At 62.7% G+C, this 316-nt stretch carries 1 pseudogene; it reads right to left on the bottom strand.

What is annotated here, in order from left to right:
- Positions 1–22 precede the first annotated feature (22 nt).
- A pseudogene (locus ACYF6T_RS44735) lies at positions 23–316 on the bottom strand (IS5/IS1182 family transposase); the annotation flags it as partial.

Genomic DNA, 316 nt, shown 5'->3' with positions numbered 1-316 from the left:
TAGGGCCTGTGTGACGTTGTGATCAGCCAGTTGCCTTCAGCAGGTCGTTGATCCAGATCATTGAGGCACGGAGGTGGAGGCCGGCGAGGTAGCTCTCGGGCGACTTGTCGTATCGAGTAGCGATGCCCCGCCAGGCCTTCAGCTTGTTGATGAGCCGCTCGACCGTGTTCCGCTCCTTGTAAAGATCACTGTCGTGGCAGGTGGGCCGGCCGCCCCGGCGGCCCTTCTTCTTCCGGTTGGCGGCCTGGTCCCTCTTCTCCGGAATGACTGCCTTGATCCCGCGTCTTCGCAGGTAAGAGCGGTTGGCGCGGGACGA

The organism is Streptomyces sp. 7R007, assembly GCF_054850255.1.
The sequence above is the reverse complement of the archived record's forward strand: the minus strand, read 5'-3'. Positions and strand labels throughout refer to the sequence as shown.